The 22132-nt window shown below is 72.1% G+C and carries 17 protein-coding genes; 5 read left to right on the top strand and 12 right to left on the bottom strand.

The features are described from left to right. Positions 1–54: 54 nt before the first annotated feature. Positions 55–2628 carry an aminopeptidase N gene (gene pepN / locus IE258_RS10180; RefSeq protein ID WP_189741840.1) on the bottom strand — a complete coding sequence of 858 codons (2574 nt, stop codon included), beginning with the start codon at positions 2626–2628 and terminating at the stop codon, positions 55–57. Between the two features lie 112 nt (positions 2629–2740). Between pepN (IE258_RS10180) and IE258_RS10175 the strand changes: the two genes are divergently transcribed. Next, the gene (locus tag IE258_RS10175) at positions 2741–3217 is read left to right on the top strand and encodes a DUF1203 domain-containing protein (RefSeq protein ID WP_189741837.1); all 477 of its coding nucleotides are present in this window, start codon (positions 2741–2743) and stop codon (positions 3215–3217) included. Positions 3218–3228: 11 nt separating this feature from the next. Here the strand turns inward: IE258_RS10175 and IE258_RS10170 are convergent, their stop codons facing one another. Next, positions 3229–4434: a TerD family protein gene (locus tag IE258_RS10170; protein ID WP_189741834.1), complete on the bottom strand. Its 1206-nt coding sequence runs from the start codon at positions 4432–4434 to the stop codon at positions 3229–3231. 121 nt (positions 4435–4555) lie between these two features. Further along, positions 4556–5578 carry an aspartate-semialdehyde dehydrogenase gene (locus IE258_RS10165; protein WP_189741831.1) on the bottom strand — a complete coding sequence of 341 codons (1023 nt, stop codon included), beginning with the start codon at positions 5576–5578 and terminating at the stop codon, positions 4556–4558. Between the two features lie 266 nt (positions 5579–5844). Between IE258_RS10165 and IE258_RS10160 the strand changes: the two genes are divergently transcribed. Together IE258_RS10160 and IE258_RS10155 are read left to right on the top strand one after the other, a co-directional pair. After that, positions 5845–6381, top strand: coding sequence for an RNA polymerase sigma factor (locus IE258_RS10160; RefSeq protein ID WP_189741822.1), 537 nt, complete (start codon positions 5845–5847; stop codon positions 6379–6381). Between the two features lies 1 nt (position 6382). Next, entirely contained in the window at positions 6383–7132 is a 750-nt protein-coding gene (locus IE258_RS10155; protein WP_189741819.1) for a hypothetical protein, read from the top strand. A gap of 90 nt (positions 7133–7222) precedes the next feature. On the opposite strand, the gene IE258_RS10150 is transcribed toward IE258_RS10155, so the two are convergent. Continuing rightward, a complete protein-coding gene (locus IE258_RS10150; protein WP_189741816.1) occupies positions 7223–10519 on the bottom strand; it encodes a S8 family serine peptidase in 3297 nt (1098 codons plus the stop codon). A gap of 368 nt (positions 10520–10887) precedes the next feature. Between IE258_RS10150 and IE258_RS10145 the strand changes: the two genes are divergently transcribed. Next, complete coding sequence (locus IE258_RS10145; RefSeq protein ID WP_189741813.1) at positions 10888–12033, top strand: serine hydrolase domain-containing protein; 1146 nt, start codon at positions 10888–10890, stop codon at positions 12031–12033. A 1-nt stretch (position 12034) separates the two neighbouring features. Here the strand turns inward: IE258_RS10145 and IE258_RS10140 are convergent, their stop codons facing one another. Both IE258_RS10140 and pepN (IE258_RS10135) read right to left on the bottom strand, forming a co-directional pair. Continuing rightward, on the bottom strand, positions 12035–13105 hold the full coding sequence (locus IE258_RS10140; protein WP_189741810.1) for a hypothetical protein: 1071 nt from the start codon (positions 13103–13105) through the stop codon (positions 12035–12037). A gap of 291 nt (positions 13106–13396) precedes the next feature. Beyond that, the gene (gene pepN, locus IE258_RS10135; protein WP_189741806.1) at positions 13397–15979 is read right to left on the bottom strand and encodes an aminopeptidase N; all 2583 of its coding nucleotides are present in this window, start codon (positions 15977–15979) and stop codon (positions 13397–13399) included. Between the two features lie 177 nt (positions 15980–16156). Between pepN (IE258_RS10135) and IE258_RS10130 the strand changes: the two genes are divergently transcribed. Further along, positions 16157–16795 carry a mycothiol-dependent nitroreductase Rv2466c family protein gene (locus IE258_RS10130; RefSeq protein ID WP_164458178.1) on the top strand — a complete coding sequence of 213 codons (639 nt, stop codon included), beginning with the start codon at positions 16157–16159 and terminating at the stop codon, positions 16793–16795. A 59-nt stretch (positions 16796–16854) separates the two neighbouring features. On the opposite strand, the gene IE258_RS10125 is transcribed toward IE258_RS10130, so the two are convergent. The 6 genes from IE258_RS10125 to IE258_RS10100 form a co-directional block, all read right to left on the bottom strand. Further along, positions 16855–17076 carry a hypothetical protein gene (locus IE258_RS10125; protein WP_087809332.1) on the bottom strand — a complete coding sequence of 74 codons (222 nt, stop codon included), beginning with the start codon at positions 17074–17076 and terminating at the stop codon, positions 16855–16857. A gap of 87 nt (positions 17077–17163) precedes the next feature. Continuing rightward, positions 17164–18057 (bottom strand): TauD/TfdA dioxygenase family protein, encoded by an 894-nt coding sequence (locus IE258_RS10120; protein WP_189741803.1) that lies wholly within the window; start codon positions 18055–18057, stop codon positions 17164–17166. Positions 18058–18071: 14 nt separating this feature from the next. Continuing rightward, a complete protein-coding gene (locus IE258_RS10115) occupies positions 18072–19454 on the bottom strand; it encodes an LLM class flavin-dependent oxidoreductase (protein WP_189741800.1) in 1383 nt (460 codons plus the stop codon). Next, positions 19454–20185: an ABC transporter ATP-binding protein gene (locus IE258_RS10110; RefSeq protein ID WP_189741797.1), complete on the bottom strand. Its 732-nt coding sequence runs from the start codon at positions 20183–20185 to the stop codon at positions 19454–19456. The genes IE258_RS10115 and IE258_RS10110 overlap by 1 nt, the downstream gene beginning before the upstream one ends. Beyond that, positions 20161–21015: an ABC transporter permease gene (locus IE258_RS10105; RefSeq protein ID WP_189741794.1), complete on the bottom strand. Its 855-nt coding sequence runs from the start codon at positions 21013–21015 to the stop codon at positions 20161–20163. The genes IE258_RS10110 and IE258_RS10105 overlap by 25 nt, the downstream gene beginning before the upstream one ends. Beyond that, positions 21012–22076, bottom strand: a complete 1065-nt coding sequence (locus tag IE258_RS10100; RefSeq protein ID WP_189741790.1) for an ABC transporter substrate-binding protein — start codon at positions 22074–22076, stop codon at positions 21012–21014. The genes IE258_RS10105 and IE258_RS10100 overlap by 4 nt, the downstream gene beginning before the upstream one ends. Positions 22077–22132 lie beyond the last annotated feature (56 nt).

Here is a 22132-nt window from a genome sequence, read left to right as displayed (position 1 = left end):
TGCGACACCGGGCGCCCCCTCGTCCGTACTGGACGTACTGACCGTACTGACCGCCTACTCGGCCGCCGCCGCGTCCGCCGCCTGGGCGCGCAGCGCGCGCTCGACGCCCGAGCGGGACTCCGAGACCAGCCGGCGCAGGGCCGCGTTCGGCTCGGCGGAGGACAGCCACGCATCTGTGCGGTCCAGGGTCTCCTCGGACACCTGCACCGCCGGGTACAGGCCGACCGCGATCTGCTGGGCCATCTCGTGCGAACGGGACTCCCAGACACCCTTCAGCGCCTCGAAGTACCGCTCCGTGTACGACGCCAGCAGCTCGCGCTGGTCGGTCTGGACGAAACCGGCGATGACCGCCTCCTGGACGGCGTTCGGCAGCTTGTCGGACTCCACGACCGACTCCCATGCCTCCGCCTTGGCCGCCTCGGTCGGGCGGGCGGCCCGCGCCGTGGCCGCGTGGCGCTCACCGGCGGCGGTCTTGTCCCGCTCGTACTCGGCCGCGATCTCCGACCCGCCGAACCGGCCCACGGCCGCCAGCCGCTGCACGAACGCCCAGCGCAGCTCGGTGTCGACGGCCAGGCCCTCGATCGTCTGCGTGCCGTCCAGCAGCGCGTCCAGCAGGTCCAGCTGCTCCGGCGTCCGCGCCGTCGCCGCGAACGCCCGCGCCCACGCCAGCTGGTGGTCGCTGCCCGCCTCGGCCGCCCGCAGGTGGGCCAGCGTGGCCTCGGTCCAGCGGGTCAGCAGCGCCTCGCGGGCGGTCGGGGCGGCGTACTGGTCGATGGCCAGCTTCACCTGGCGGTGCAGCGACTGCACGACACCGATGTCCGACTCCTTGCCGATGCCGGACAGCACCAGCGACAGGTAGTCCCGGGTCGCCAGCTCCGCGTCCCGGGTCATGTCCCACGCCGACGCCCAGCACAGGGCGCGGGGGAGGGACTCCGTGAAGTCGCCCAGGTGCTCGGTGACCACGGCGAGCGACTGCTCGTCCAGGCGGACCTTCGCGTACGACAGGTCGTCGTCGTTCAGCAGCAGCACCGCCGGGCGGGCCTTGCCGACCAGCTGCGGCACGGCCGTCAGCTCGCCGTCCACGTCCAGCTCGACGCGCTCCCCGCGCACCAGCTTGCCGGCGCCGTCGAGGCCGTAGGCGCCGATCGCGATGCGGTGCGGGCGCAGCGTCGGCTCGCCCTTGGCGCCGGCGGGCAGGGCCGGGGCCTCCTGGCGGATGGCGAAGGAGGTGATGACACCGTCGGCGTCGGTCTCGATCTCCGGGCGGAGCACGTTGATGCCGGCCGTCTCCAGCCACGCCTTCGACCAGGTCTTCAGGTCGCGCCCCGAGGTCTCCTCCAGCGCGCCCAGCAGGTCGGACAGGCGGGTGTTGCCGAACGCGTGCCGCTTGAAGTACGCCTGCACGCCCTGGAAGAACGCGTCCTCACCGACGTACGCGACCAGCTGCTTGAGGACGCTGGCGCCCTTGGCGTACGTGATGCCGTCGAAGTTGACGAGCACGTCGTCCAGGTCGCTGATGTCCGCCATGATCGGGTGCGTGGACGGCAGCTGGTCCTGCCGGTACGCCCAGGTCTTCATCTGGTTGGCGAACGTCGTCCACGAGTGCGGCCACTTCGAGCCCGGCGCGGCGGCCTGGCAGGCGGCCTCGGCGTAGGTGGCGAACGACTCGTTCAGCCACAGGTCGTTCCACCACTCCATGGTGACCAGGTCGCCGAACCACATGTGCGCCAGCTCGTGCAGGATCGTCGCCGCCCGCACCTCGTACGCGGCGTCCGTCACCTTCGAGCGGAAGACGTACTGGTCGCGGATGGTCACCGCGCCCGCGTTCTCCATCGCGCCCGCGTTGAACTCCGGCACGAAGAGCTGGTCGTACTTCTTGAACGGGTACCGGTAGTCGAACTTCTCCTGGAACCAGTCGAAGCCCTGCCGGGTGACCTCGAAGATGGCGTCCGCGTCCAGGTGCTCGGCCAGCGAGGGACGGCAGTAGATGCCGAGCGGGACGGACTGGCCGTCCTTCTCGTACGCGCTGTGCACCGAGTGGTACGGGCCGACGATCAGCGCCGTGATGTACGACGAGATGCGCGGGGTCGGCTCGAACTCCCAGACGTTGTCCTTCGGTTCGGGCGACGGCGAGTTGGAGACGACCGTCCAGCCCTCGGGGGCCTTCACGGTGAACTGGAACGTCGCCTTCAGGTCCGGCTGCTCGAAGCTCGCGAAGACGCGGCGCGCGTCCGGCACCTCGAACTGCGTGTACAGGTACGCCTGGTCGTCCACCGGGTCGACGAACCGGTGCAGACCCTCGCCGGTGTTGGTGTAGGCGCAGTCGGCGGCCACGCGCAGGATGTTGCGTCCCGGCAGCAGGCCCGGCAGGGCGATGCGGGAGTCCTGGAACACCTCGGCGGCGTCGAGGGCGTCGCCGTTCAGCGTCACCTCGTGGACCGTCGGCGCGACCAGGTCGATGAAGGACTCGCCGCCGCCCTCGGCGACGTCGAAGCGCACCGTGGTCACGGACCGGTAGGTGCCGCCCTCCTGCGCGCCGGTGAGGTCGAGATCGATCTCGTACGAGTCAACGGTCAGCAGCGTCGCCCGCTGCCGCGCCTCTTCGCGAGTCAGGTTTGTGCCAGGCACGCGGTCATCTCCTCGTTATGTGTGGGTTGCGCCATCCTTCCACGTGGCCGGGACGGAACGCGATGTCCATTTCCCGCCGGTGCGCGGCGCGCCCGCGCGCGAGCCTGGACCCATGAACGGCCACACCGCACACCCCATCCCGCCGGGCGTCCTCGAGGAACTGCGCACCACCGACGACGCGGGCCGCGTCCCCGCTCCCGTGACCGACGACGAGGGCGGCGCCCCGCTGCGCTGCTGCCTGCGCCGCAGCCGCGCCGGTGAGCACATCGCGCTGGTCTCCTACGCCCCGCTGCGCCGCTGGGCGGCGGCGACGGGCGCCGACCCGGGCGCCTACGACGAGCAGGGGCCGGTCTTCGTCCACGCCGAGAAGTGCGCGGGGCCGGAGACGGACGGCCTCCCCTTCACCAACTCGCACCGCACCCTGCGCCGCTACTCGTCCGGCGGGCGGATCCTGGGCGGGCGGCTGGTCGAGGGCGCCGACGCCTTCGCTCCCGCCCTCCGAGAAGCGTTCGACGACCCGGCCGTGGCGTTCGTCCACGTCCGGGCCGTCGAGTACGGCTGCTTTCTCTACGAGGTGCGCCGAAACTGAGCCCCGCCGGCTCAGCCGCCCACCCCGAGCCGCCAGGGGCCGTCGGCCTCGATCCGCAGGAGGCCGGGCGCCCGGACGGGGGCCAGGACGTCGAGGCGGCCGACCTCGTTGACGAGGAGGTCCTCCTCGTCTCCCTGCCACTCGGGGTCGTCCGAGGCGAAGTAGTGCCAGACGACGAAGTTGCTCCGGCCCTGGTGGGCGAAGGACAGCACGCCCGGCGGCCCGTCGTACACCAGCAGGTCCGGACCCCGCCCGTCGAGGCTGTGCTCCAGGCGCCGGGCGTGGGCGAGCGGCAGCACCCGCAGCGTCCAGGGCGTGTCGGCGCGCACCACCAGGGACAGCGGGCGGTCCTGGGGGACGGTGGCGAACGTACGGGCGTACACCTCGTCCTCGTACGTGGACAGCAGGTCCTGGTCGGCGCGGCCGTACGCGTCGCAGGAGTCGATGTTCACCGAGATGCTGTCCCTGCACTCGATCTCGACCACCACACGGGCGCCGGGCGGCAGGTTCGGCGGGCAGGTGACGCGCTCCTTGCCCGCGGCGCGGTGCGTGAACGGCGGGAAGGAGAGCGCCAGCTCCGCCGCCAGGCGGTCGGCGGGCGGGAAGACGGAGGCGGGCGGGGCTACGGCTGCGAGCGGCAGGGGAGCAGGGGGCGGCGGGGCCGGGGCCGCGGGCACCGGCTGCGGTTCCTCGGCGACCGAGATGCCGAAGTCCGTGGCGAGCCCGGCGAGACCCGAGGCGTACCCCTGCCCCACCGCGCGGAACTTCCAGCCGCCGTTCCTGCGGTAGAACTCGCCGAAGACGAAGGCGGTCTCCGTCGAGGCGTCCCCGATCGTGAAGGACGCGACCTGCCGCCCGTCCGGCAGCGCGACCCGGACGTCCAGGGAGGGCACCTGCCCGAACGTTCCGCCGTCGGCGGACGCGGCCACCACGACCCGGTCCGTGCCGGGCGCGACGGCCGCGAGGTCCAGCCACAGCCAGTCGGCGCCGGTGCCGTCGGCCCCCTGGCCCTTGCCCAGGTGGCGCACGGCGCCCGACGGGTGGGCCGGCTGGTTGTAGAAGACGAGGTCGGCGTCCGAGCGGACCCGGCTCGTCGCGTCGAGCAGCAGGGCCGAAACGTCCACGTCCGGTACGTGAACGCCCTGCCGCCAGGTCACCGCCACCTGGAGGGCGGCCCCGGGAACGGGCAGGTTGCCGCCCTTCGTCATCTGCGTCATGGCGTGATCTTCACACGATCAGCACGACTGGTGGGGCGGATTGTCACACTCCGCATCGAGCGGGCGGGACACCTGAGGGGCGGCCACCCGTACCGGGTGACCGCCCCTGGAAAGCGGTGGACTACTTGGCGGCGGACAGCTCCGCCGCCACCAGCTCCGCGATCTGCACCGCGTTCAGGGCCGCGCCCTTGCGCAGGTTGTCGTTGGAGACGAACAGGGCGAGGCCGTTGTCCACGGTCTCGTCCCGGCGGATCCGGCCCACGTACGACGGGTCCTGGCCGGCCGCCTCCAGCGGCGTCGGCACCTCGGTGAGCGCCACGCCGGGGGCGCCGGCCAGCAGCTCCTTGGCCCGCTCCACGCTGATCGGGCGGGCGAAACGGGCGTTGATCTGCAGGGAGTGGCCGCTGAAGACGGGCACGCGCACGCAGGTGCCGGACACCTTCAGCTCCGGGATCTCCAGGATCTTGCGGGACTCGTTGCGGAGCTTCTGCTCCTCGTCCGTCTCGTGCAGGCCGTCGTCCACGATGGAACCGGCCAGCGGCAGCACGTTGTACGCGATGGGCGCCACGTACTTGTCCGGCTTCGGGAACTCGACCGCCGAACCGTCGTGGGTCAGCTTGGGGGCGTCCGAGCCGACCTTCTGGACCTGCTCGAACAGCTCGTCCACGCCGGCCAGGCCGGAGCCGGACACCGCCTGGTAGGTAGCGACGACGACGGCCTCCAGGCCCGCCTCCGCGTGCAGCGGACGCAGCACCGGCATCGCGGCCATCGTGGTGCAGTTCGGGTTGGCGATGATGCCCTTGGGACGGTCGGTGATCGCGTGCGGGTTCACCTCGGACACCACCAGCGGCACCTCGGGGTCGCGGCGCCAGGCGGAGGAGTTGTCGATCACGACGGGGCCCTGCGAGGCGACCTTTTCGGCCAGCGCCTTCGAGGTCGCGCCGCCCGCCGAGAACAGCACGATGTCGAGCCCGGAGTAGTCGGCGGTGGCCGCGTCCTCCACCGTCACGCCGTCCAGCTCCTTGCCGGCGCTGCGCGCCGAGGCGAACAGGCGCAGCTCGGTGACCGGGAAGTCGCGCTCCGTGAGGATCCTGCGCATGACCGTGCCCACCTGACCGGTGGCTCCGACGATTCCGACCCTCACGGTGACTCCTTCTCCGTTCGTGCGCGTGTCTTCACGCGCGCTTTGCTCGGCCGAGACTTTTCCATCATGGGGCGAAGCCCGGCCCGCCTGTCCAATCCTTTGCGCGATGTGCCCGCGCCTTGGGACGCCGAGGCTCGGTCCGCCCCTGCCCATCCCTTCCCGCCCCACACGACGATGTGACGTATGCCTCGCGCCGAAAGGCGACCGGGCGGGCGAACGTTTCGGGCGCCTCGTGCGTCCTAGGGGAAACGTGGCCGGGGGAGGAAATGGCTTTGCTGCGCAGAAGGGCCCGCCGCGGCCAGGGGGACGACGTACGCGACGACCCCCTGGACGCGGCACAGGAACGCCGGGTGCGGGCGGTGCTCGCGCTGGGCGGGGTGCCGCAGGCGGACCTGCCGGACGGGGTGCAGCAGGTCCGGCTGCGGCTGCTGGAACGGACGGCCAGTGGCCACGAGGCGCCGCGCGACGTGTCCGCCTGGGCGGCGGTCGTCGCCTCCAACCTGGCCATGGACTGGCACCGGGCCAGGCGCCGCCAGGACCGGCTCGGGGAACGCCTGGCCGCGCTGCGCCAGACGGAGCACCCCGGCGACGAGGACGCCAGCGTGCTGTCCCTCGCCGTCGCGCAGGGCCTGGACGAGCTGCCGGACGCCCAGCGCCAGGTCCTCGTCCTGCGCTTCTACGCCGACCTGCCGGTTCGCGGCATCGCCGAGGAGCTGGGCATCCCCGAGGGCACGGTCAAGAGCAGGCTGCACACGGCGGTACGGGCCCTGCGCGCCCGCCTGCACGAGGACGAGGTGGTGTGAGATGGCCGCCGAACAGCACCCCGGTGGGTACGACGGCGGGTACGACGCGCTGATGGCCGCGATCAGCGGTGAGCCGCTGGCGCCGGACGCGGGGCCGGACGCCCGCGGCGAGTACCGGTCGGCGACGGCCGACGTGGCGCTGCTGCGGGAGCAGCTGCACCTGCTCGGCGACGCCCTGGGCGAGCCCGTCGTGCGAGAGCGCCCGAAACCGGCGGCGGCACCACCACCCCGGCGCCGCCGCCCCTTCCGCCTCGCCGTGGGCGTCCTCGCGGCGGCCTGCGCGGGGGTGCTGGTCACGGGCCTGGGCTGGCTGGTCGTGCAGGGCGGCAGCGGTGCCTCCGACGACGCGGCGAGCGGCAGCGCGGCCGACAAGTCCGCGGTGCGGCCGGAGAGCCCGGCCGCGGGCCAGGAGGCCGCCGTGGTCTTCGGCACCCCCCGCTACCTCGCCTGCGCCCGGCTGGTCGCCGAGGGCACGGTGACCGCCGCCGATCGGGTGCCGGGCGCCGCACGGCACCGGATCACGCTCCGCGTGACGCGGGCCTACGCGCCGGAGGAGAGCACCGGGACGGCGACGACGTTCGTCCTGGACGACACCCTCGCCCGCCTCGCCCCCGGCGACCGGGTGCTGGTCGGTGCCCTGCGGGACCGGCCCACCGCGGACACGGTGATCACCGGCGAGCGGAACATCGCCACCGCCCGCACCTGGATCACCGCCTCCCTCCCGGAGTCCCGCACCCTCACCTGCGACTGACGTCCGGCCGGGGGAACGCGAAAGGGCGGGCGCCCGAACCGGCGCGCCCGCCCCGGGGCCTGCGGCAGGCCCCGCCCGTACCGCACCGGACTACGGCACGACCTTCCCGATCCGTACGCTGCCCAGGCCCGCGACCGTGCCGTGGGCGTTGACCAGCTGGACCCGGCCGAAGAACTCGCGGCCCTCGGGCGCGGCGGCCAGGGCCGTGACGCTGCCGGAGACCGTCGCCGAGTCGCCCGTGCCGAGCTTCACCGGCGCCGAGCCGTCCACGGTGACCGAGCCGAGGGTGTCGGCGAAGTACACGTCCCGGTAGTCGTACTCCGTGCTGCCCGAGGGCACCGAGTAGCCCGCGACCTCGACGGTGTACGTACCGGCGGCCGGCTTCGCGAGGGAGACCGACTCCTCGGAGTCGCCGTCGGCGGACTGGGCGACGACGGCGCCGTCCTCGCCGTAGACCGTCAGGTCCAGGTCGGCGGCCGCGTCGGAGACGCCCCCGATGGCGACGTCCAGCGACTCGGCGCCCTCGGGCACCTCGACCGTGGAGGTGGCCGTCTCGCCCTGCTTGATCGTCGGGCGGGAGGTCTCGGACGAGCCGAGCGGGCCGCCGACCAGCTTGCCTTCCAGGGCGGCGTACTGGTTGGTCACCGTCCAGGAGGCGTCGGCCGGGGTGCCGGCCTTCGCCTCGGGCACGGTGACGACCTCCGGGTCGAAGGCCGCGCCGAGCACGGTGACGTCCAGCTCGTAGGGGTTGTCGAGCAGCGGCGAGGTGCGCCGGGCCTCGACCTCGACCTCCCAGACGCCGGGCTGCGGGTCGGCGTACGCGCGCACGTCGGGGCGGCAGCCGTTGCCGTCGAGGTAGTTGTTGTAGCAGTACGGCGTGGAGGTGTTGTCGGACGGGACGCCGTACGGGTGGATGGAGATGAACCGGGTCTGGCTCTCGCCCTTGAGCCCGCCGATCGCCACCTCCAGCGACTTCGCGCCCTCGGGGACGGTCACGAAGTACGACGTGGTGTCGTTGCGCTGCACCGAGCCCTTCGCGGAGAAGTCGTACTTCAGCGGGGCGGAGACGACGACCGTGGTCAGGACCTGCTGGTCGACGCCCTCGGTGCGCGGGTCGTCGACCTCCAGGATCGCGCTCTTGAGACCGGCGGAACCGGGCCGCGCCTCGACCTTGACGGTGACCGGCTCGTTCAGCGGCAGGTACACCTCGTCCCGTCCGACGATCCGGAAGGTGTGCCCCGCGTTGTTCTCGAAGTCCAGCTCGTGCCGGACCGGCCGGTCGGCGCCGGTGGTGCGGGTGAGCGTGATCTCGTACGTCTTCTTCTGCCCGGCCTTCAGACCGCCCTCGCGGTCGTAGAGGCCGGTGCCGTAGCCCGGGGTCTCGAGGAACTGGTCGATCGCGGTGTCGACCGGTGCCTTCACCGTGTACTCGTGTGCGGTGGCGCCGCGCCGGATCGACTTCCAGGCGTCGGGGATGTCGATCAGGCCCGCGCCCTCCTCGTACGCCTGCACGCCCTTGATGTGGTCGGCGGTGGAGGTCAGCGCGGTGCGCAGCTTCGCCGGGGTGAGGTCGATGCGGGCCTGCTTGGCCGCCGACAGGAGCAGCGCGGAGGCGCCGGCGGCCTGCGGGGACGCCATCGAGGTGCCCTGGAGCATGCCGTAGCCGGCGGGCAGGTCGTAGCCCGCCTCGGGGACCGGCGCGCCCGGCATCCAGGTCTGGATGGAGTTGACCGCGGCGCCGGGCGCGGTCAGCGTCGGCGTGAAGCCGCCGTCCTCACGCGGGCCGCGCGAGGAGAACGGCATCATCTGGTACTTGGTCTTCACCGCGGAGCCGTAGTTGGCGGCCCAGGTCTCGCGGGAGATGGAGGCGCCGACCGAGATCACCTTGTCGGCGAGGCCGGGGTCGCCGATGGTGTTGGCGCCGGGGCCGGAGTTGCCCGCGGAGATGACCAGCTGGACGCCGTAGGTGTCGATGAGGCGGGTGTACAGCTCGGCGCGGGCGTTGTTGCCGTCGTTGAGGGCGGGCAGACCGCCGATCGACATGTTGACGATGTCGACGCCGCGGTTGACCACGAGGTCGATCATGCCCTCGGTGAGCGCGACGTTGGTGCAGCCGCCGCTCCACGTGCACGCACGGGACGACACGATCTTCGCGCCGGGCGCGGCACCGTCCATCCGCCCGCCGAACAGCCCGTTGGCGGCCGCGAGTCCGGCGACGTGCGTGCCGTGCTCGGACTCGATGACGCCGATGTTGACGAAGTCCGTCTTGGCGCCCGCGGAGTTGTAGACGACGTCCTTGCGGATCTCGACGACGAAGGGCTGGCGCTCGGCCACGTCCGTCTTCGGGTCGTCGGTGCCGAAGTACCCGACCTGGAAGCCGTCCTTGTAGGGCTTCATCGGGGTGTCGTCGGAGAAGTCGTGGTTGTTGTTCAGGTCGACGCGGACCGTGCCGGCCTCGGCGTCGTACAGGACGCCCCAGGAGTCGGTGGTGTCGCCGTCCCGGTTGGCGTCGCCCGCCGCGTCACCGCCGGTGGTGTACGACTCCAGGAAGGTGCTGACCCGGTACGAGCCCGCGGGTGCGGTCCAGGTCTCGCCGCCGTAGGTGAAGGTGGGGCCGGAGACCGAGGCGGTCATCGGGCGCCAGGTGCGGTCGCCGTCGACGACCGGGTCGGTGGCGGTGACCCAGTCGACGATCTTGCGTTCGCCGGTGGTGGTCTTCTGCAGTGCCGGGTGGCCGAGGTCGACGCCGGAGTCGAGGATGCCGATGGTGACGCCGCGGCCGTCCGACCTCGGGTACTTCTTCACGAAGTCGACGGCGCCCGTCTCGAAGGACGGGTTGTACGGGTTCTCGGCCGGGGTCCAGCGGTTCGGCGCCGGGTAGGAACGGCCCTTGTGCGCGGCGCCCTTGGCCATGTCGGCGCTCGGCGTCGGGTCGTCCAGTGGAATCTCGTCGCGCAGGTCGATGCCGTGCACGGAGGAGAGCTTCGCGGCGGCCGCGATCGCCGAGTCCGCCTTGGCGGTGGGGACGGTGGCGCGTACGTAGCCCAGCTCGTCGTAGGTGCGGCCGACGGTGCCGCCGGCGATCCCGTCCAGCTCCTTCGCCACCTGCTCGGTCCGGCCCGGCGCGGTGGCGACCATCATCGTGACGTTCTTCTCGCCGTCGGCCTTCGCCTGGGCGAGCAGGTCCGCGTCGTCGGAACCGAGCTTGTCGTGGGCGGACTTGACCGAGGCGTCGACGGGAGGCGCGGTTGTCGCGGGTCCGTCGGCGGCGAGGGCCGCGGGCACCGGCCCGACCGCGGCGAGCGCGGCGGCGAGGCCCGTGGCCACGGCCAGGCGGGCCGCGCGTCTCGCGCCCGGTATCGGTTCACGCTGGGGGCTGTTGGTCATCGGCATCCCTTGGGGTGAAGGAACGAGCGGTAACGGCCAAGACCGATCGGCCCTGGCCGAGACAGTCCGGAATCCGATCCCGGACGACCGCTCAGCTTTACTCAAGGGATCATTGATTGGGGAGAGTTGTCCGGGGCGGGAAGAAGGCATGGCGTACTTCCGCCATACGCCATCGGGGACACAAGGGGCGGCCCGGGACAATCCCGCGGACCCCGCGGCACCACCCGCACGACACTGCCCGGCACCCCACGGCACCGGTGCGGGTGAAAAGGGGCCGAAACACGTTCAACCGTCCCGGACCACGGCAACCCTCTTGCGGTCGGTGCGGTCTCTCCCGGGACCGAGCAGTACCGAGGATGGGGGAAGACATGACCGTACGTGTACGAGCCGCCCTGCTCGCGGCCACCGCCGTGGCCCTGTCGGCGGCCGTCGCGGGGCCCGCCGTGGCCGTGCCCGCCGCCACCGGCGGCCACGACGCGACCCGCCGGGCTCTCCGGGCGGCCGTCGAGGACGGCGTGCCCGGAGTCACGGCGACCGCCCGCGACCGGCGCGGCACCTGGTCCGCAACCGCCGGAGTGGGCGATCTGCGCACCGGCGAGCCGCGCTCCGAGCAGGACCGCTACCGGGTCGGCAGCATCACCAAGACCTTCGTCGCCACCGTACTGCTCCAACTGGAGGCCGAGGGACGGCTCTCCCTCGACGACACGGTGGACCAGTGGCTGCCGGGGGTGGTCACGGGCCACGGCCACGACGGCGCCCGGATCACCCTGCGCCAGCTCCTCAACCACACCAGCGGCGTCCACAACTACACGGAGGACGACGGATTCGCCCGCGACTACTTCCTCAAGGACGGCTTCTTCGAGCACCGCTACGACGCGGTGACCCCGCGCGAGCTGGTCGCCATCGCCATGACCCACGAACCGTACTTCGCGCCCGGCGCCTCCTGGGCCTACTCCAACACCAACTACGTCCTGGCCGGCCTGGTGATCGAGGAGGCCACCGGCCGCCCGTACGGAGAGGAGGTGCGCCGCCGGATCATCGAGCCGCTGCAGCTGCGCGCCACCTCCTTCCCCGGCACCCGCACCTCCCTGCCCCGCCCCAGCAGCCGGGCCTACTCCAAGCTGGCCGCGACGGCGACCGGCCCGACGTACGACGTCACCCGGCTCAACCCGGCCATCGCCGGCGCGTCGGGCGAGGCGGTCTCCAGCTCTGCCGACCTGAACCGCTTCTACACCGCCCTGCTCCGCGGCAGGCTGCTGCCCGCGAAGCAGCTGACCGAGATGACGACCACCGTCTCCGCGCGGGACGGCGCCGAGTACGGCCTCGGACTGATCAAGCGGGAACTGGACTGCGGGGTGACGGTCTGGGGGCACGCCGGCGGCATCCACGGCTCCTCCTCGGAGGCGGTGGCGACCCGGGACGGCCGGCACGCGCTCGCCTTCAACTTCAACGGCGACTGGTCCGGCGACGGCGAGGCGGTCATCGAGGCCGAGTTCTGCACCGGGCGACCGTGATCTAGCGGGGCAGCACCACGACGTACGCCGCGGGCTCCCGGTCCCCGGCCGCCATCAGTGCCGTGCGCACGACGGTCGCCTGGTGGTCCGGGCAGTCCCGCAGCTTGCGGGGCGTGACGTGCACGACGGTGATCCCCAGCCGCTCCAGGTGCTCGCGCTTGCGGGCGTGCTCCGCCCAGTCGGCGTCGTCCTCCTGCTGCCGGTGCGCCCGGGTGTCCAGCTCCAGCGCCACCGCGTGCTCGGGCCAGAAGGCGTCCACGCCGCCCAGGTGGGGGCCGCCGGGCAGACGCAGGTCGACGTTCCAGACCGGCTCCGGCAGACCGTGCTCGCGCACCATCCGGTACAGCCGCTGCTCGGCCAGCGCCCGCCCCTCGGCGACCAGCGAGTCCACGGCGTCCACCACGTGCGGGCGGCTGAGCAGCCGGGCCCGGTTCAGCTCCCGCACCACCGCGGCCGGTTCGCAGTGCCCGCCGCGCACCGCCTCCGTCAGCAGCCGGCGGACCGTGGCCGGGTCGGTCAACTCCGCCACCGCGTCCGCCAGGGCCCGCGCCACCGGCGCCACCGGAACCCCGGTCACCTCCACCGCGGTCGGCAGCGCGGCCGTGCGGACGACGCGCGCACAACCCGTCGTGCGCAGCCGGCGCAGCCGCGGGACCAGGACGTCGATGAGGTCCAGGGACGACAGCGGGGGAGCGGCGGAGAAGCCGTGCAGCGTCAGCGCGGCCAGGCCGGTGATCATCGCCTCCGCGTACGCGGGCACCGGTGGCTGCTCCCCGCCCGGCTGGAGGGGCACGGAGGCACTCACGCCGGGTGCCGTGCCGGAGGTGCGATCCCGTGCCGCGTAGAGCAGCACCGCGTGCAGCCGCTCGTCGCTGGTCGGTGGGCCGGGGTGCAGCAGGACGACGTTCGGCAGGAGCTGCTGCCAGGAGCCGCCGGGCCGGCACTGCTCGTTGGTCTCCGCGGCGGAGACACCGTGTGCCCGCAGCTGGCCTGACGTCATCAGCCGGCGTCGGCCGTCGGCCAGTTCGTGGAGCGGGCGGGGGCGGGGGGAGAGCGGGGTGTTGTGCGTCATGACCGGCAATTTCCCGCGCCCGATCCGCCCCTTAACCCCTGTTACACGCCCATCGCCGAACCGGGACAAGGCCGAACTAAAGGACGGGTGTTCGGATGCCGAAACCCCTGGTCCGAAAGGGTGGGACCAGGGGTTACGGCTGCTATTGCCCGAATTCCGTAACGACGACGGAACGCTCAATCATTGGCCAGGACTCATCGATGCGGGGCAGGACAACGCCCCAAGGGGCGCGGGGAACTGCGCGACAAGCCACAGCGCACCCGCACCCGGCGAACAACTGAACCCGAGAACTCACCGACCGCCGGAGGCCCTGTCGCAAGCCTGCGCCCGCAGAGCCCGCGCCAGATCGTCCCGCGCCTCCAGCACCAGCCGGCGCAGCGCCGGCGCCGCGTCCTCGTGCGCCGCCAGCCACGCGTCGGTCGCGTCCAGGGTGTCCTGGGAGTCCCGCAGCGACGGGAACAGGCCCCGGACCACGTCCATCCCGATCTGGATGGACCGCTCGGCCCACACCCGCTCGATCGCCGCGAAGTACTTCTCGGTGTACGGCGCGAGCAGGTCCCGCCGCGAGGGCTGCGCGAACCCGGCGATGGTCGCCTCCACCAGCGCGTTCGACAACGCGTCGGACTCCACGACCTGCGCCCACGCCTGCGCCTTCACCGCGGCCGACGGACGCGAGGCCAGGCAGCGCACCTGGTGGCGCTTGCCGGAGGCCGTGTCGTCACGGGCCAGCTCGGCGGCCAGGACGCCCTCGTCGGCCTCGCCGTGGGCCGCCAGCGGGGCGAGGAAGACCCAGCGCAGCTCCTGGTCCACGTCCAGGCCGTCGATCTTCTCGGTGCCCTCCAGCAGCCCCCGGAGCAGCGCCAGGTCCGCCCGGTCGGACGCCACCGACGCGAAGAACCGCGCCCACGCCAGCTGCTGCTCGCTGCCCGGCGCCGCGTCCCGCAGCTCGCGCAGCGCGCCCTCGCCGAGCAGCCGGCCGCCGGTCTCCCGCCAGTCGGGCGCCGCGTAGTGCACCAGCGCCGAGTCGGTCCAGGCGTGCAGCATCTGCAGGACGCCGATGTCGGACTCGCGCCCCGCGAACCGCAGCACCAGCTGAGCGAAGTCCCGGGTGGGCAGCAGCGCGTCCCGCGTCATGTTCCACAGCGCCGACCAGCACAGGGCACGGGCCAGCGGGTCGGTCAGGGACCCCAGGTGCTCGCGCAGCGTCGCCAGCGAGGTGGCGTCGAACCGCGTCTTGCAGTACGTGAGGTCGTCGTCGTTGACCAGGACCAGCTCGGGCGCCTCGGCACCGGCCAGCTCCGCCACCACCGTGCGCGGCCCCTCGACGTCCACCTCGGCGCGCGCGTACCGCTCGAGCGCGCCCTCGGCCGTACGCCGGTACAGGCCCACGGCGACGCGGTGCGGGCGAAGTTCGGGGTGGGACTCCGCCGCCTCCTGCACCACGGCCAGCTCGTCGACGGTGCCCGCCGCGCTCAGCAGCACCTGCGGGGTGAGCGAGTTGACGCCGGCCGTCTGCAGCCAGGAGCGCGCCCAGGCCGCCATGTCCCGCCCGCTGGTCTCCTCCAGGACCGACAGCAGATCGCCCAGCCGCGTGTTGCCGTACGCGTGCCGCTTGAAGTAGCGCCTGGCACCCTCCATGAAGGCGTCCTGCCCGACGTACGCCACCAGCTGCTTGAGCACCGAGGCGCCCTTGGCGTAGGTGATGCCGTCGAAGTTGAGCTTGGCGTCCTCCAGGTCACGGATGTCGGCCGTGATCGGGTGCGTGGAGGGGAGCTGGTCGGCGCGGTAGGCCCACGCCTTGCGGCGGTTGGCGAAGGTGATCCAGGCGTCCTTGAAGCGGGTCGCGCCGACGTTCGCGAACGCGCCCATGAAGTCGGCGAAGGACTCCTTCAGCCACAGGTCGTCCCACCACTCCATGGTGACCAGGTCGCCGAACCACATGTGCGCCATCTCGTGCAGGATCGTGTTGGCGCGGCCCTCGTACGACGCCCGCGTCACCTTCCCGCGGAAGATGTACTCCTCCCGGAAGGTCACCATCCCCGGGTTCTCCATCGCGCCGAGGTTGTACTCGGGCACGAACGCCTGGTCGTACTTCCCGAAGGGGTACGGGTAGTCGAAGTGGTCGTGGAAGAAGTCCAGCCCCTGCTTGGTGATCAGGAAGACGTCGTCCGCGTCGAAGTGCGGGGCGAGCCCCTTGCGGCACAGGGCGCCGAGCGGGATCTCCAGCCGGGTGCCGTCCTCGAAGGTCCGCTCGTAGGAGTCCGTCACGTAGTGGTACGGGCCGGCCACCACACACGTGATGTACGTCGAGATCGGCTTCGTCTCCGCGAACCGCCACACCCCGTCGACGCGCTCGCCCGCGCCGTTGGACCACACCGTCCACTCCTCGGGCGCGCGCACCTCGAAGCGGAAGGGGGCCTTGAGGTCCGGCTGCTCGAAGTTCGCGAAGACCCGGCGGGAGTCGGCCGGCTCGTACTGGGTGTACAGGTACACCTCGCCGTCCTCGGGGTCGACGAAGCGGTGCATTCCCTCGCCGGTGCGGGAGTAGGCGCACTGGGCGTCGACCACCAGTTCGTTGTCGGCGGCCAGGTCCTCCAGGGCGATCCGGGAGCCGTCGAAGACCTCGCTCGGGTCGAGGTCGCGGCCGTTCAGGGAGACGGCGGTGACGCTCGGGGCGATCAGGTCGGCGAAGCTGCTCGCGCCGGGCTCGTTGCAGCGGAAGCGGATCGTGGTGACGGACCGGAACGTGCGCGGCCCCTCGCCCTGCGCGTCTCCGACGGCCGAGCGCACGTCGAGGGACACGTCGTACCCGTCGACGGACAGCAGGGCGGCCCGCTCCCGGGCCTCGTCGCGGGACAGATTCTCACCGGGCACGGGCGGCACTCCCTCGGATGGTGTTCGGTATCGGTATACGTGGTGTCACGTGGTGTTCAGTATGCGGACAGCACCGATCCTGCCATGCGCCCCTGACGCACGGCAGCCGGGAATGAGAGGACCGGACGGCCGGTTGCCCCGGGAAACGCTCGTCCGCACCGCCTCATGAGGAGAGACATGTCGGAGAAGACGCCCGTCGACTTCTGGTTCGACCCCCTGTGCCCCTGGGCCTGGATGACCTCGCGCTGGGTCCTGGAGGTGGAGAAGGTCAGGGACATCGAGGTCCACTGGCACCTGATGAGCCTGGCCGTCCTCAACGAGGACAAGCTCGACGAGCTGCCCGCGGACTACCGCGAGATGCTGGAGGTCAAGGCATGGGGCCCGGTCCGCGTCGTCATCGCGGCCCAGGAGGAGCACGGCCGCGAGGTGCTCGGCGACCTCTACACGGCGCTCGGCACCCGCATCCACAACCGGGAGGAGGGCCCCGGCCGGGACACCGTCGCCGCGGCCCTGAAGGATGTCGGCCTGCCCGAGTCCCTCATGGACCACTGGGACGACACCCCCTACGAGCCCCAGTTGCGCGCCTCCCACAAGGAGGGCATCGACAAGGTCGGCCAGGAGGTCGGCACCCCGGTCATCGCCGTGCCCGGCGCCGACGGCGAGCAGCTCGCCTTCTTCGGCCCGGTCGTCACCCCCGCCCCCAAGGGCGAGGACGCCGCCAAGCTCTGGGACGGCACGCTGGCCGTGGCCTCCGTGCCGGGCTTCTACGAGATCAAGCGCACCCGCACCAAGGGCCCCGACTTCAGCAACCTCTGAGCAGGGCACGCGTGTCCCCGCGCCCCCTCCTCGGGGACGCGGGGTCACGGGGCGGGCGGTCAGTCCTCCTCGGGCAGCGTCGCGCCGACCCACCACCGGTCCTTGCGCTGGATCCGGCGGCAGCCGTTGTACGTGCAGCGGTGGTAGGCCTTGGCGACGAAGACCTCCCCGGCCGGCAGTTCGCCGAGCGCCCGCCGCGCCGCCGCCTTCTCCTCGTCCCCCTCCAGGTCGCGGAACTCGTGCATCGTGTCGCCGCAGTTCGGACACCGTACGTACGCCATGAGCGCCTCCTCGGGTGAACGGTGAGTCATTTCCCCCCGAGGAGGCGCCCTACCCCTGCGCTCGCAGGTGCCGGGTCCCGACCGCCGTTACGCGGCGACCGGGGTGTAGTGCGAGGCGTCCCCCTCGATCGAGTAGCTCTCCTTGCCCTCGATGCCCACCGGCACGGGGCCGGCCAGCGTCACCCGGTGCAGCCGGCGCGGCCGGCCGTCGTAGTTGTCGACGGCGTAGTGCTGGGTGATCCGGTTGTCGAACAGCACCAGCTGGTTCTCCGACCAGCGGTGCCGCAGCACGTTCTCCGGGCGGGTGACGTATGACTGGAGCAGTTCGAGCAGCTTGCGCGACTCGCCCACCGACAGGCCCACGATCCGCTGCGCGAACCCGCCGATGAACAGTCCGCGCTCACCGGTCAGCGGGTGGACCCGCACCACCGGGTGGGCCGTGCGGTACTTGATCGAGGTGAACCGGGACCGCTGCGCGGCCTTCTCCGCGTCGATGTCCTCGTCCGCCACCGCGTAGTCGTAGTCGTTGGTGTGCTCCGCCCACAGGCCGTCGGCCAGCCGCCGCAGCGGCTCGGGCAGGTCCCGGTAGGCGCCCGCCGAGGACGCGATCAGCGTCTCGCCGCCGTACGGCGGGACCGTCAGGCTGCGCAGCGAGGTGGCCTGCGGCGGATTGAGGACGAAGGTGACGTCGGTGTGCCAGTGGTTGGCACGGCCCCGCTCGCTGTCCACCGGCAGCACGTTCGGGGCGCCGTCCACGGCGCCGACCGTCGGGTGGGCGGTGGTCAGGTCCCCGAAGGCGCGCACGAAGGCCTGCTGGCCCTCGTCGTCGAGGTCCACGTCGTCGAAGACCAGCGCCTTGTGCTCGGCCAGGGCGGCACCCAGCGCGGTGACGGTGGCCGCGGCCGGCGGCCGGGCGATGTCGACGCCGGACACCTTCGCGCCGATACGGGAGGTGATCTTGGTGATCCGCAGATCGCTCATGGCGGGTTCCTCTCTCAGATACGGGTGAGTGCGGCCGGCGCCCCGGCCGTGGCCGAGCCGGGGAGTTCGGCGACGTCGCTGACGTACTGGTTGCGGGGCCGGGGCAGCCCGTAGCGCTCGCGCAGGGTCTGCCGTGGCCCGTACGCGGTGCGCAGCAGGCCGCGCTCGCGCAGGATCGGGACGACGTGGTCCACGAAAGTCTCCAGGCCCGAGGGCAGCACCGGCGGCATGATGTTGAAGCCGTCGGCCGCACCCCGGGTGAACCACGTCTCGATCTCGTCGGCCACCTGCTCCGGGGTCCCGGTGAAGGTGAGGTGGCCGCGCCCGCCGCCGAGCCGCCCGATCAGCTGCCGCACGGTCAGGCTCTCGCGCCGGGCCAGCTCCACGATCAGTGTGTAGCGGCTCTTGGCGCCCTCGATGGCGCTCTCCGGCGGCAGGTCGTCCGGCAGCGGACCGTCCAGGTCCAGGGTGCCGGGCTGCAGCCGCAGCAGGTCCTCCAGGCGCCGCACGCCGTGCGTGTGCACGATGTGGTCCTCCAGGACCTGCTCCGCGGCGCGTGCCTCCGCCTCGGTGGACCCGATCACCGGGACGATGCCCGGCAGCACCTTGAGGTGCTCCGGATCACGCCCCGCGAGCCGGGTGCGGCTCTTGACGTCGGCGTAGAAGGACCGCGCGTCCTCGAGCGTCTGCTGCGCGGTGAACACCGCCTCCGCGTACCGGGCCGCGAACACCTTGCCGTCCGTCGAGGACCCGGCCTGCACCAGCAGCGGGTAGCCCTGCGGGGTGCGGGGCACGTTGAGCGCGCCCTCGACGCCGAAGTACGTCCCCCGGTGGCGCGGCGGGTGGATGCGGCTGTCGTCGCCCCACACGCCGGCCGCCTTGTCGGCGAGGATCGCGTCGTCCTCCCAGCTGTCCCACAGCTTCAGCGCCACGTCCACGAACTCGGCGGCGCGTGCGTAGCGTTCGGCGTGCGCGGGCTCGGCGTCCAGACCGAAGTTGCGGGCCGCCTCGGCCCCCGCGGTGGTGACGATGTTCCAGCCCGCCCGGCCGCCGCTGACGATGTCCAGCGAGGCGAACCTGCGGGCCAGGTTGTAGGGCGAGTTGTAGGAGGTGGAGGCCGTGGCGATGAGACCGATGTGCTCGGTCGCCGTGGCCAGCGCGGTCAGCAGGGTGAGCGGTTCCAGCGCGCCGGCCGGCCGCTGCGCGAGGTTGCTCCACAGCTGCGGTCCGTCGGCGAGGAACAGCGAGTCGAACGTGCCGCGCTCGGCGGTCCGGGCCAGGTCCACGTAGTGCGCGAGGCTCACATGGGCGTACGGGTCGCTCTCCGGCAGCCGCCAGGACGCCTCGTGGTGACCGGTGTTCATCAGGAACGCGTTCAGGTGCAGCCGGCGGGTCATCAGTGGTCCTCCGTCACGCCCAGGGCGGCCAGCAGCCGCTCCCGGTACTCGCCCAGCTTCGGCTCCCGGTAGGAGCGCGGATGGGGGCGGTCGATGGTCAGGTCGAGGCCGATACGGCCGTTCTCCAGCACCAGCACCCGGTCGGCGAGCACGATCGCCTCGTCGACGTCGTGGGTGACCAGCAGCACCGATGGCCGGTGGCGCTTCCACAGCTCCCGCAGCAGGTTGTGCATCCTGATCCGGGTCAGGGCGTCCAGCGCGCCGAACGGCTCGTCGGCGAGGAGCAGTTGCGGCTCCCGCACCAGGGCCCGGGCCAGCGCCGCCCGCTGTGCCTCGCCGCCGGACAGCTCCCCGGGCCAGGCCCGTTCGCGTCCCGCGAGACCGACCTCGGCCAGGGCGGCCCGGCCGCGCTCGGCGGCCTCCTTGCCCTCCGCGCCCAGCAGCACGTTGTCCAGCACCCGGGACCAGGGCAGCAGCCGGGAGTCCTGGAAGACCACCGACCCCCGCTCCGGCGCCGACAGCCGCCCCTCGCCCTCGACGCCGTGGTCCAGTCCGGCCACGGCCCGCAGCAGCGTGCTCTTGCCGGACCCGCTGTGCCCCAGCAGCGCGGTGAACTGGCCCGCGGGCAGTTCGAGGTCGATGCCGTCGAGCACCGTACGGCCCTGGAAGGACCTGGTCAGGCCGTGCAGCCGGACGGCCGGACGGGTCAGCTGCTCAGTGTGCGTCGCCACGACAGCACCCTCCGCTCGATCAGACGGACCACGCTGTCGGAGACCAGGCCGAAGACGCCGTAGATCAGCAGGCCGACGAGGATCACGTCCGTCTGGCCGTAGTTCTGGGCCTGGAACATCATGTAGCCGAGGCCGCTGGTGGCGTTGATCTGCTCCAGCACCACCAGGCCCAGCCAGGAACCGGTGACACTGAGCCGGAGCCCCACGAAGAAGCCGGGCAGCGAACCGGGGATCACCACCTGGCGGATGAACCGCAGCCGGGACAGCCCCTGCACCTCGGCCAGTTCGACGTAGCGGCTGTCGATGCCGGACAGCGCGGCGTGCGTGTTCAGGTACATCGGGATGTACACGACGATCGCGATGATGGCGATCTTGAAGGTCTCCCCGATGCCCAGCCACAGAATGAACAGCGGGATCAGGCCCAGCGTCGGAACGGCCCGGTTGAGCTGCACCGTCCCGTCGATCAGGGCGTCGCCCACCCGGCTGAGCCCGGCGGCCAGCGCCAGCAGCACCCCGGCGCCCAGCCCGATCGAGAACCCGATCGCCGCCCGGCGCAGCGAGGTGACGACGTCGGTGGCGAGCGTCCCGTCCGACCACAGCCGGCCGGCCGTCTCCGCCACCGTCCAGGGCGCCGGGATCGCGCCGGGATCCAGCGTGCCGGCGGCGGAGGCGGCCGTCCACAGGACGACCACCAGCAGCGGTCCGGCGAGCCGGGCGGCCGGCCACTGCTTCCCGGGCGAGAGGCGGCGGCGCCTGCGCACCTGGTGGGCGTCCTCGGCGACGGTGACCGCGCTCTCGGCGGTCGCGAGGGTGGTGGTCACGGCGCTCACCTCCGGTACTCCGCCGTCGCGGCCCGTGCCGCGATGGCCTCGAAGCGGCGGTCGAAGAGCTGTGTCACGTCGAACTCCTTCACGAAGCCGCCCTCCGCCAGCAGGTCCGCCGTCTCCTGCTCCCAGGCGATCGCCTCGTCCCAGCTCGGCGGGAACAGCGGCTTGTTGGCCAGGTCGGTGACGGCCTGAGCCTGCGCGAGGGTCAGGTTCTGCGTCTTGACGTAGTACTCCCTGTTCCACTGGTCCGGGTGCTCCCACGTCCAGACGAGCCCCTTGACCCACTGCGGGATGTAGGCGGCGACGGCGGCGGCCTTCGCGCGGTCGTTCAGTACGGACTGCGGTGCCCACAGCAGGCTGAGCAGGTCGACCACGTCGGTCTCGATGGTGTGCGCGCCCTTGGACCCGTACTGGTTCAGATAGGCGGGCGCCTGGCTGTTGGCGAGCGGTGCGATGTCCACCTGGCCGGACTGGAGCGCGGTCAGGAACTGGTTGCTGGTCAGCGGCACCAGTTCCACCTGGTCGTAGGCGAGCCCGGCCTTCTTCAGCGCCCGCAGCAGCACGACGCCCTGCGCCTGCCCCTGGGAGAAGGCCAGCTTCCGGCCCTCGAAGTCGGCCGGGGTGCGGATGTCGCTGCCGGGTTTCGTGGCGAACAGGTAGTTCGGTTTACGAGTGACGTTGATTGCGACGATCTTCGCCTTGAAACCCTGGTAATGGGCCTGGATCGGTGGAATTCCCGCGTTGTTGGCGAGGTCCAGGGAGTTCGCCCGGAAGGCGTTGATGACGTCGGGTCCCGCCCCGATGTTCAGCCAGTCCGACACCTCGAACGGAACCTTCAGCCGGGCCAGTTCGAACTGGATCTGCTGGGTGTTCTGATAGGAGGAGATCTTCAGACTGGTGCCCTCGGGCACCTTGTCGGCCAGCGGAGCGGTGGAGGCGCCCTTCGTCTCGGCGGCGGCACTGCCGTCGGCGCAGCCGCCGAGCCCGGCGACGGCTGCCGAGGCACCGATCAGCGAGGTGAGGAAGAGGCGGCGGTCGAGGCCTGTGGCAGGTGGAGGGGGCATGGGAGGACTCCCTGATTCATACGGACGGGGCACGGCGGGGCACGACGGCAGCCGGG

Source organism: Streptomyces tendae (assembly GCF_014650435.1).
In the GTDB taxonomy this organism is placed as follows: Bacteria; Actinomycetota; Actinomycetes; order Streptomycetales; family Streptomycetaceae; genus Streptomyces; species Streptomyces tendae.
Note: the sequence above shows the minus strand (reverse complement) of the source record. Positions and strands in the feature narration are given on the sequence as shown.

Excerpts from the sequence above, each read along its gene's own strand:
- IE258_RS10155 (WP_189741819.1), top strand. The coding sequence starts at position 6,383 with ATGGCCGCCGAACAGCACCCCGGTGGGTACGACGGCGGGTACGACGCG.
- IE258_RS10125 (WP_087809332.1), bottom strand. The coding sequence starts at position 17,076 with ATGGCGTACGTACGGTGTCCGAACTGCGGCGACACGATGCACGAGTTC.
- IE258_RS10170 (WP_189741834.1), bottom strand. The coding sequence starts at position 4,434 with ATGACGCAGATGACGAAGGGCGGCAACCTGCCCGTTCCCGGGGCCGCC.
- IE258_RS10115 (WP_189741800.1), bottom strand. The coding sequence starts at position 19,454 with ATGACCCGCCGGCTGCACCTGAACGCGTTCCTGATGAACACCGGTCAC.
- IE258_RS10120 (WP_189741803.1), bottom strand. The coding sequence starts at position 18,057 with ATGAGCGATCTGCGGATCACCAAGATCACCTCCCGTATCGGCGCGAAG.
- IE258_RS10100 (WP_189741790.1), bottom strand. The coding sequence starts at position 22,076 with ATGCCCCCTCCACCTGCCACAGGCCTCGACCGCCGCCTCTTCCTCACC.
- IE258_RS10150 (WP_189741816.1), bottom strand. The coding sequence starts at position 10,519 with ATGACCAACAGCCCCCAGCGTGAACCGATACCGGGCGCGAGACGCGCG.
- IE258_RS10175 (WP_189741837.1), top strand. The coding sequence starts at position 2,741 with ATGAACGGCCACACCGCACACCCCATCCCGCCGGGCGTCCTCGAGGAA.
- IE258_RS10140 (WP_189741810.1), bottom strand. The coding sequence starts at position 13,105 with ATGACGCACAACACCCCGCTCTCCCCCCGCCCCCGCCCGCTCCACGAA.
- IE258_RS10130 (WP_164458178.1), top strand. The coding sequence starts at position 16,157 with ATGTCGGAGAAGACGCCCGTCGACTTCTGGTTCGACCCCCTGTGCCCC.
- IE258_RS10145 (WP_189741813.1), top strand. The coding sequence starts at position 10,888 with ATGACCGTACGTGTACGAGCCGCCCTGCTCGCGGCCACCGCCGTGGCC.
- IE258_RS10160 (WP_189741822.1), top strand. The coding sequence starts at position 5,845 with ATGGCTTTGCTGCGCAGAAGGGCCCGCCGCGGCCAGGGGGACGACGTA.